The 8,313-nt window shown below is 66.8% G+C and carries 9 protein-coding genes; 5 read left to right on the plus strand and 4 right to left on the minus strand.

The features are described 5' to 3' along the window. The first annotated feature begins 76 nt into the window (after window positions 1–76). Together U4960_RS15980 and U4960_RS15985 are read left to right on the plus strand one after the other, a co-directional pair. Entirely contained in the window at window positions 77–778 is a 702-nt protein-coding gene (locus tag U4960_RS15980) for a DUF4136 domain-containing protein (protein ID WP_324261594.1), read from the plus strand. Between the two features lie 109 nt (window positions 779–887). Next, a complete protein-coding gene (locus tag U4960_RS15985; RefSeq protein WP_324261595.1) occupies window positions 888–1,385 on the plus strand; it encodes a hypothetical protein in 498 nt (165 codons plus the stop codon). A gap of 21 nt (window positions 1,386–1,406) precedes the next feature. On the opposite strand, the gene dut is transcribed toward U4960_RS15985, so the two are convergent. Beyond that, window positions 1,407–1,868, minus strand: coding sequence for a dUTP diphosphatase (gene dut / locus U4960_RS15990; protein WP_324261596.1), 462 nt, complete (start codon window positions 1,866–1,868; stop codon window positions 1,407–1,409). Then, on the minus strand, window positions 1,865–3,526 hold the full coding sequence (locus tag U4960_RS15995; protein ID WP_324261597.1) for a bifunctional phosphopantothenoylcysteine decarboxylase/phosphopantothenate synthase: 1,662 nt from the start codon (window positions 3,524–3,526) through the stop codon (window positions 1,865–1,867). Before U4960_RS15995 ends, dut begins: the two co-directional genes overlap by 4 nt. 214 nt (window positions 3,527–3,740) lie before the next feature. Between U4960_RS15995 and U4960_RS16000 the strand changes: the two genes are divergently transcribed. After that, window positions 3,741–4,124, plus strand: coding sequence for a DUF4345 family protein (locus U4960_RS16000; protein WP_324261598.1), 384 nt, complete (start codon window positions 3,741–3,743; stop codon window positions 4,122–4,124). A 24-nt stretch (window positions 4,125–4,148) separates the two neighbouring features. Here U4960_RS16000 and ubiB read toward each other — a convergent pair whose 3' ends face one another. Continuing rightward, entirely contained in the window at window positions 4,149–5,705 is a 1,557-nt protein-coding gene (gene ubiB, locus U4960_RS16005; protein ID WP_324261599.1) for a 2-polyprenylphenol 6-hydroxylase, read from the minus strand. A 4-nt stretch (window positions 5,706–5,709) separates the two neighbouring features. Continuing rightward, window positions 5,710–6,441 (minus strand): class I SAM-dependent methyltransferase, encoded by a 732-nt coding sequence (locus U4960_RS16010; RefSeq protein ID WP_324261600.1) that lies wholly within the window; start codon window positions 6,439–6,441, stop codon window positions 5,710–5,712. A gap of 74 nt (window positions 6,442–6,515) precedes the next feature. Here U4960_RS16010 and mutM point away from each other — a divergent pair, with 74 nt between their 5' ends. Further along, on the plus strand, window positions 6,516–7,331 hold the full coding sequence (gene mutM, locus U4960_RS16015; protein ID WP_324261601.1) for a bifunctional DNA-formamidopyrimidine glycosylase/DNA-(apurinic or apyrimidinic site) lyase: 816 nt from the start codon (window positions 6,516–6,518) through the stop codon (window positions 7,329–7,331). 187 nt (window positions 7,332–7,518) lie between these two features. Beyond that, complete coding sequence (gene rpsT, locus U4960_RS16020) at window positions 7,519–7,779, plus strand: 30S ribosomal protein S20 (protein WP_324261602.1); 261 nt, start codon at window positions 7,519–7,521, stop codon at window positions 7,777–7,779. Window positions 7,780–8,313 lie beyond the last annotated feature (534 nt).

Below are 8,313 nucleotides of genomic sequence, written 5' to 3' on the forward strand. Positions count from 1 at the left end.
CCTCAACGATGACAGCGTGCGACCGGGAAATGGCTGGTCGCGACAGACGTTGCTGTTTTCCGAAGAGGAAAGTCTCATGAACACTACCAGAAACACCCGGGTCCGCTTGATGAAGCTGGCCGCCGTGCCGCTGCTGCTGGCCGGGCTGGCTGCCTGCGCCACACCGTTCAAGGCCGATGTCTCACGCTTCCAGACCCAGCTTCCCGCGCCGCAGGGCCAGAGTTTTGCAGTGGTTGCCGATGATCCGGCGCTGGCAGGCGGGCTCGAGTTCTCCCGCTATGCCGATCTGGTCGAGGCGCAGATGGCGCGGCTGGGCTATGCCCAGGCCGCCTCGCCGGAACAGGCCAGCCTGCTGGTGCGCTTCGATTACGGGGTCGATAACGGCCGCGAGCGGGTGCGCAGCACCGGTTTCGCGGATCCGTTCTGGGGCAGCTGGCATAGCTATCGCCCGGTCTATTACCGGACCCGTTCGGGCTATATCCGCCGGATCCACCCATCCTCGGCGTGGGGTTACGGCTTCCACGATCCGTGGTTCGGCGGGGGCGAGGTGGAAAGCTACACCGTGTTCACCAGCGGCATTGACCTGAAGATCGACAATGTGGCCAGCGGCCAGCGCCTGTTCGAAGGCAAGGCCGAAGCCGTGTCGACCTCCAACCGCCTGCCGCACCTGGTGCCCAACCTGGTCGAGGCGATGTTCACCGATTTCCCTGGCAATTCCGGCGAAACCGTGCGGATTACCATCGCACCTGACAAGAAGACGGTGCGCCGGATCGACTGAGCCATTCGGGGGGTGCGCTGCGGCGCGCCCCCTACAGGCTTAATCCGGTATTTACCCTGTTCTGGCATTGATCGGTCTTTCTCAGGGGGAAGACCGGCCGATGGGCGAGATGACCAGAATCGAAGCAGCTGCATCGGCGGACAAGGCCGCTGCGGCCCGGCTCAGCGCCAATGGCGCAGACTTCGCGGCCGGCGAACACCCCGATACCGCCCGGCACCGCATCCAGCACGCTTTCATCATGCAGGTTTCCAGCCTCTCGCGCGAGGCCGCTGATCGCCGTTACGCCCATCTCATGCGCCTGATCGATCGCGCCAAGGAAGAGCTCGGCCACGCCCGCTCCGCCTCCAACGAGATGCGCATGGCTGCAATGCAACAGAACATCGATGAACTGGTGGCCTATGTGGCAGGCCACGGCATCCGCGCGAAGTTGCCCAACCGCCACGGCGAATCGGCCTCACCCAGCATGGCCAACCTCTACGTGCTGGACGAAATCCCGACCTTCCTCGGCGAAATCGGCTTCCTGATCGACCTGTGGTACGAAAAGGAGCTGGAGAAAGTGCACGCCGAGCTGCTCAAGCTGACCGGACTGGCCGCCCGACTGGCCTGAGCCACCGCGGGCGGTGCCGGGCTAAAGGCGCTCGTGCCCCCCGGTCGATCCGAAGCCGCCCGAGCCGCGCGCGGTATCATCCAACTCCGCGACCTCGTGCCATGTCGCCTGCGTCACCGGGGCCAGCACCAGCTGCGCCACCCGGTCTCCGCGCACGATGGCGAAAGGTTCGCTGCCGTGGTTGATCAGGATGACCTTCAGCTCCCCCCGGTAGTCCGAATCAATCGTGCCGGGCGTGTTGGGCACGGTGATCCCGTGTTTCAGCGCCAGGCCGGAGCGCGGGCGGACCTGGATTTCGTAGCCCGGCGGGATCGCCAGCGCCAGGCCGGTCGCCACGGCATGGCGCGCGCCGGGGGCCAGCGTCACGTCCTCGGCCGCAAGCACGTCCATGCCCGCCGCGCCGGCCGTGGCATAGTGCGGCAGGGCAAGGCCTTCGCCATGCGGCAGGCGCTTCAGCGCCACGGCGACCGGACCCTGTGTCATTGCGGCCACCCTTGTTCCAGCTCAGCCACGATCCGCTCGACCAGCGCCCGCGCCACCTCGCCCTTGGGCATCTCGTCCAGGTGCTCGACCCCGCTTTCACGCACGATATGGACCCGGTTCATTTCGCCGCCCATGACATCGCCCGAGACATCGTTGGCGACGATCCAGTCGGCCCCCTTGCGCTTGCGCTTGACCTGGGCGTGCTCGACCACTTCCTCGGTCTCGGCCGCAAAGCCGATCAGCAGGCCCGGCCTGGACCTGCCCGAAGCAACCGTGGCGAGAATGTCAGGGTTCTCGGTCAGCAGCAGCGCGGGCGGGGCCGAGCCGCGCTTCTTCATCTTCTGGGCCGCGAAATCCTTGCTGCGCCAGTCAGCCACGGCAGCGACCATGATGGCGACATCGGCAGGCAATGCCTGCTTGACCGCCTCGGCCATCTCACGCGCGGATTCGACGTCGATCCGGTCAACCCCGTGCGGCGTATCGAGGTGGACCGGCCCGGCCACCAGCGTGACCCTGGCCCCGGCAGCGGCGGCGGCGGCCGCGATCTCGAAGCCCTGCTTCCCGCTGGACCGGTTGGCGATATAGCGGACCGGATCGATCGGCTCGTGGGTCGGCCCGGCGGTGACCAGCACGTGGCGCCCGTAGAGCGGGCGGTGGGCCGGGTCCTCGTCAAAGTCGGGCTGCCCGTCGAGCGGATCGGTCATCTCCACTTCGGGCGGACCAGCGGGGCCGCCGACCATGTGATTGATGGCAGCAGGATCGGTGGGCGGCGCGGCCACCGCGCGTCCCTTGGAGGCCAGCAGTCCGCCGCCGAAACCCGGCGAAGAGGGCGGCGGGGGCATCGGCGCGTCTCCGGCAGGATCTTCGGGGGCAGGGTCTTGGGGGGCAGGGTCTTCGGGGACCGCGCCTTCGGGGGCCGCGTCTTCGGGCACTTCGGCTTCAGGCGTGTCCTGCCATTCTGTCTCGATCACCTCGGCGCTGCGGCGCGGGGTCGAGCGGGGGATGAGGGACGACAGCAGCCCGCCCAATCCGCCACGCGGCCGCACTTCTGGCTCAGGCTCCAGCGCTTCGAGCAAGTCGGGCTGCTGCCGGGGCTCGCAATCAGCGACAAGGCCGAAGCGGGCGGCAATCTCGGCCCAGATCACTTCAGGCTCGGGCAGGCGGCCCGGGCCGAACTCCCCGCAGGCCATCGGGCCTTCGTCGGGATCGATCACGTCGACCCCGGCCTGGCGCAGCCAGGCAAGGTTGCGCTGAGTCGCCTCGTGCTGCCACATCCGCACGTTCATCGCCGGGACAACCATCACCGGCTTGTCGGTCGCCAGGATCAGCGTGGTGGCCAGATCGTCGGCAATACCGGCTGCCATCTTGGCCAGAAGATCGGCTGTGGCCGGGCAGACGACCACCAGATCAGCCTCGCGGCTGAGCTGGATATGGCCCATCTCGGCCTCGTTCTTGAGATCCCACAGGGTGGTGTAGACCGGGTTTTCGCTGAGCGCGGCGAGCGCCATCGGGGTGACGAATTGCTGGCCGCCCTGAGTCACGACACAGGTCACCGCCCCGCCGCCCTTGCGGATCAGGCGCACGAGCTCGCACGATTTGTAGGCGGCAATCCCGCCGCCAACCACCAGCAGGATGCGCGGATAACCCGTTCCGGTCACCCGCCTGCTCCTGCCCTGGCCACTGCCATGCCCGCCGTGGGCGCCATCCTGACCCGTCCCCTCATTGCCCGATGTTGAGCAGGGGCATGGTTAACCGCGCACACCCGTTCGCGCCAGCCCCGTCGGCCATCCCTTGCCGGGCACAGGGATAATTTTGTCTGGCGACTTATCCCTATCGTCTTGGTAACCTGCCCGCGAAATGGGGAGACTACGGATGCGTTTGGTGCTGACCGGGCTGATTTTCGCCGCAGGGTTGCTGTTCCTGTTCATTGGCCTGGGCTTCCTGCTCGATCCCGTGGCCGCAGGCACGGACTTCGGCCTCACCCCCACTACCGCTCAGGGTCTGGCCTCGATCAGGGCCGACATGACCGCGTTCTTCGTGGTGGGGTCCGTTTGCATGATGGTGGGCGCCTGGCGCCGCAACGGGGACCTGCTGCTGGTTCCGGCCGGCCTGTTCGGCGTGGCGCTGGTGGGCCGGTTCGTCGGGCTGGCCGTGGACGGCCCGTGGGACGGTTACTGGCAGCCGATGCTGGTGGAGGCGGTCATGGTCATCCTGCTGCTGATCGCCAGCCGGGTGCTGCCCCACCCGCAGACCTGAGGCCGGCTCAGCCTGCCAGGCTGACTAGGCCCCCCAGCCTGACCAGAGCGCCGCCGCCACTGTCGCGCCGCCGATAGCGGCGGCCAGCAGATAACCCGGCCAGCGCCGTTCGGTCCGCGCGCGCTTGTCCCACATCAGTTCGATGTCCGGCAAAGGCGGCGGTTCGGGCGCGCCGCCCTTGGGCGGATACTGTTCCTCCAGCCGGCGGACCAGCGCGGGGATGCGCAGCAGGGTTTCGGTATCCTCCCGAATACGGTCGGCCAGCGCGGATTCGGGGCCGAGTTCGTCACGGATCCAGTTGCGCACGAACGGGGCGGCCACATCCCACATGTTGATCTGCGGATCGAGCTGGGTCGCAATCCCTTCGACCATGACCATCGTCTTCTGCAGCAGCAGCAGGTGCGGCTGGGTCTTCATGTCGAAATCGCGGGTGATCGCGAACAGCCCGTCGAGCATCTGGCCGACACTCAGTTCGCTGACCGGCTTGCCCCGCATCGGCTCGCCCACGGCGCGCAGCGCGGTCGCGAACTCGTCGACATTGTGATAGCTGGGCACATATTGCGCCTCGAAGTGGATCTCGGCCACGCGGCGATAATTGCCGGTGGTGAGGCCATAGAGGATCTCCGCCAGCCACATCCGCGCGCGCCGGTCAATCCGGCCCATGATCCCGAAGTCGATCGCGACAATGGTGCCGTCGGCCCGCACGAACAGGTTGCCCTGGTGCATGTCGGCATGGAAGAATCCGGCGCTGATCGCCTGGGTCAGGAACGCAAGCACCAGCCGCTGGGCCAGATCGGGCAGGTCATGGCCTGCCGCCACCAGCTCCTCGCGCCGGGAAATCTTCACCCCGTCGACCCACTCGATCGTCATCACCCGGCCATTGGTCCGGTCCCAGTCGATCTCGGGGATATGGTAGCCGGGGATGGCCCGCATCGCCTGCGCCAGCTCGCTGGCCGAAGCCGCTTCGCGCCGCAGGTCCAGCTCGCGCAAGGTCCAGCGCTTGAAGTTGGCGATGGTCAGGCGCGGGCGCAGCCGCTGTGCCTCCCCGCCCAATGCCTCGAGATGGGCGGCGGCCCATTCGTAGGTATCGATATCGCGGGCGAACTTTTCGCGGATGCCGGGGCGCAGCACCTTGATCGCAACCTGGCGGCCCTCGATCGTCACGCCCTTGTGGACCTGGGCGATGGACGCCGCGCCGACCGGCTCCTCCTCAACATGGCTGTAAAGCGCCTCGAGCGGCTGGCCGAAGCTCGACTCAATCGCGGCGCGAATCTCGGCAAACGGCACGGGCGGCAGGCTGTCCTGCAGGCCCAGCAGGTTGTGCACCGCTTCCTCGCCCACCAGATCGGGGCGGGTGGCCAGCGTCTGCCCCAGCTTGATCGCGGCCGGGCCGATATCCTGGAACGCGCCGGCATAGTCGGGCACGCGCGGCTGGACCGTGCCGAACCGGGCGATCCGGGCCAGCCGCTTGACCGGCGCTGGGGTATTGGGATCGTTCTCGATTCCGCGCAGGGCCCCGTGCCGGGCAAGGGTGCGGCCCCACGTGAGCAGGCGGAACAGATGGGTCCTTGGGCTTGTCACGCGCTCAGATCTTCCAACCCGAATGGATCGCGACCGCGCCGCCAAGAATGGGCTCCACCCGGGTCTGCTCGAACCCGGCAGCGCGGATCATGCCCTCGAATTCCGGCATCCTGGGGAACCGCCGGATCGATTCGGCGAGATAGCGATAGCTGTCCTCGTCGCCCGCGATCATCTTGCCCATCTTCGGCATGATCTTGTGCGAATAGACGTCATAAGCCTGCTTGAACCCAGGCCAGTCAGTGGTGGAGAATTCCATGCAGAAGAAGCGCCCGCCGTGGCGCAGCACCCGGTATGCCTCGGCCAAGGCCCGGTCGATATGGGTCACATTGCGGATGCCGAATACGATCGTATAGGCGTCGAAAGTGCGCGCAGGATACGTCAGTTGCTCGGCATTCTGACACGACCAGGTGAGCCCGGTCAGTCCGCGCTCCACCGCCCGCTCAACCCCGACATCGAGCATGTCCTGGTTGATATCGGCCACGGTCACGTCCGCGCCACGCCCGACCATCCGGAAGGCAATGTCCCCGGTGCCGCCGGCCATGTCGAGAATCGCCTCGCCCGGCTGCGGTTTGACCCGGCGCACGAAGCGGTCCTTCCACAAGCGGTGCATCCCGCCCGACATCGCATCGTTCATCACATCGTAGCTGGCCGCCACGCTGGAAAAGACCGCGCCGACGCGGGCGGTCTTCTCGTCGGGGGTCACTTCCTCGTAACCGAAGGATACTGTTTCGCTCATGATGTCGCCTGTCTGGGGATTGCGTGGCCTTAGGGGCAATTGCGGCGGCGGCAAAGGGTGTTAAGGCACCTACCATGCCGGAACTCCCCGAAGTCGAAACCACCGTGCGCGGGCTGGCGCGGTTCCTCGAAGGCGAGCGGATCGTTGCCGCGCGCACCAACCGGACGGACCTGCGCCGGCCCTTCCCGGCCGATCTGGTCCAGACGCTGACCGGGGCCACCGTCACCGGGCTGGGCCGGCGGGCCAAGTACGGCCTGATCCACACCGACCGGGACCGGACGCTGATCTTCCATCTCGGCATGAGCGGGCGCTGGCGAATCGATCCGGCTGAACCGGACAAGCACGACCATTTCGTGATCGAGACCGCCGATCACCGCTTTGCCCTGTGCGATCCGCGCCGGTTCGGCTGGGTTGACCTGGTCGATACCGGCGCGCTCAGCGCCTGGCCCAGCTTTGCCGCGATGGGGCCGGAGCCGCTCGGACCTGACCTCGATGCCGCCTATCTGAAAGGCGCGCTGGCAGGGCGCAAGCAGGCGATCAAGCTGTGCCTGCTCGACCAGCGGATCGTCGCCGGGCTCGGCAATATCTATGTTTGCGAAGCGCTGTTCCGCGCACACATCGACCCGCGCAAGGCAGGCGGCAAAGTATCACGCGCCGCGCTCGACCGGCTTGTGCCGGCCATCCGCGCGGTGCTCAACCAGTCCATCGAAGATGGCGGGTCGACTTTGCGCGACTATGCCCGCCCCGACGGGGAGCTGGGCTATTTCGCGACCCGTTTCGCCGTCTACGGCCGCGAGGGGGAGCCCTGCACCAGCGGCGATGGCGGCGTGATCCAGCGCCTGGCGCAAGGCGGGCGCAGCACCTGGTTCTGCCCCAGATGCCAGCGCTAAAGCGCGGGCCCCGCACCGGAGCCGGCCTGGCCGCCATCAGGGGCGCCAGCAGAGGCGCCAGCAATGGGTTGACGATTCGCAGTCCGGCCACTAAGTGCGCCGCTTTCCGGCGGAGCTTTCCGCCTTTTTTCGGAAACGATCTGCAAGGATATCCGGCTGCATAGTGCGGCCCGAGACAAGGACGAACATGGCCAATACGCCGCAAGCCAAGAAGCGCATCCGTCGCAACGCCAACCGGGCCGAAATCAACGGTGCCCGCATGAGCCGCATTCGCAGCTTCGTGAAGAAGGTCGAAACCGCCCTGGCTGGCGGCGACAAGCAGGAAGCCGCCGAAGCACTCAAGGCCGCTCAGCCGGAACTGGCGCGCGGCGTGGCCCGCGGCGTGATCCACAAGAACACCGCATCGCGCAAGATGTCGCGCCTGTCGAAGCGGGTTGCCGCTCTCTGATTCGGCGGGGCTCCGGCCGGAGCCCTGACTTCTGACCGGCACCGCTCTGCTTGCGCACCGGCCCGATCACCTCCCGACTTGCTTACAAAAGGGTCGTCGCTGCTGCGCCGGCCCTTTTTGCCGTGCGCTGTCTCTCTGAAGCGTGTGCTGAAAGCCGGCTTTCCGGTGGTGGCCGGGTGCTGCGGCGCAGCATGTCATGTTCGGCCGCGTCGCCGCTGCAGAAAAACCTAGGTTCCGCCGCGATTCGCGTCCGTGGTTACTGCAAAATTCAGCGTTAACAGCGCCTTGAATGGAGCCCTGCGGGTCGCACTGAGTCAATCGTTTTATTTCAGTTTTTTTGCGGTTTCCCCACTTGCGACTCAGCCTCCAGGGGCCCTAACAACTGAAGTGCACCGGGCAGGACAGCTGGTGAATCACATTGCAGGCACATGGGGTCAGGCCCCGGAACAGCGTTTCCGGGAACGGACAACTGCGTCTGGCGTCAATGTGTGGACGTGACCGGCCTGAGCCGGGCAATCGGGGGCGGGCAAGGGC

This window comes from Altererythrobacter sp. H2 (assembly GCF_035319885.1).
In the GTDB taxonomy this organism is placed as follows: domain Bacteria; phylum Pseudomonadota; class Alphaproteobacteria; order Sphingomonadales; family Sphingomonadaceae; genus 34-65-8.

Excerpts from the sequence above, each read along its gene's own strand:
- U4960_RS15980 (WP_324261594.1), top strand. The coding sequence starts at position 77 with ATGAACACTACCAGAAACACCCGGGTCCGCTTGATGAAGCTGGCCGCC.
- U4960_RS15985 (WP_324261595.1), top strand. The coding sequence starts at position 888 with ATGACCAGAATCGAAGCAGCTGCATCGGCGGACAAGGCCGCTGCGGCC.
- dut (WP_324261596.1), bottom strand. The coding sequence starts at position 1,868 with ATGACACAGGGTCCGGTCGCCGTGGCGCTGAAGCGCCTGCCGCATGGC.
- U4960_RS16000 (WP_324261598.1), top strand. The coding sequence starts at position 3,741 with ATGCGTTTGGTGCTGACCGGGCTGATTTTCGCCGCAGGGTTGCTGTTC.
- U4960_RS16010 (WP_324261600.1), bottom strand. The coding sequence starts at position 6,441 with ATGAGCGAAACAGTATCCTTCGGTTACGAGGAAGTGACCCCCGACGAG.
- mutM (WP_324261601.1), top strand. The coding sequence starts at position 6,516 with ATGCCGGAACTCCCCGAAGTCGAAACCACCGTGCGCGGGCTGGCGCGG.
- rpsT (WP_324261602.1), top strand. The coding sequence starts at position 7,519 with ATGGCCAATACGCCGCAAGCCAAGAAGCGCATCCGTCGCAACGCCAAC.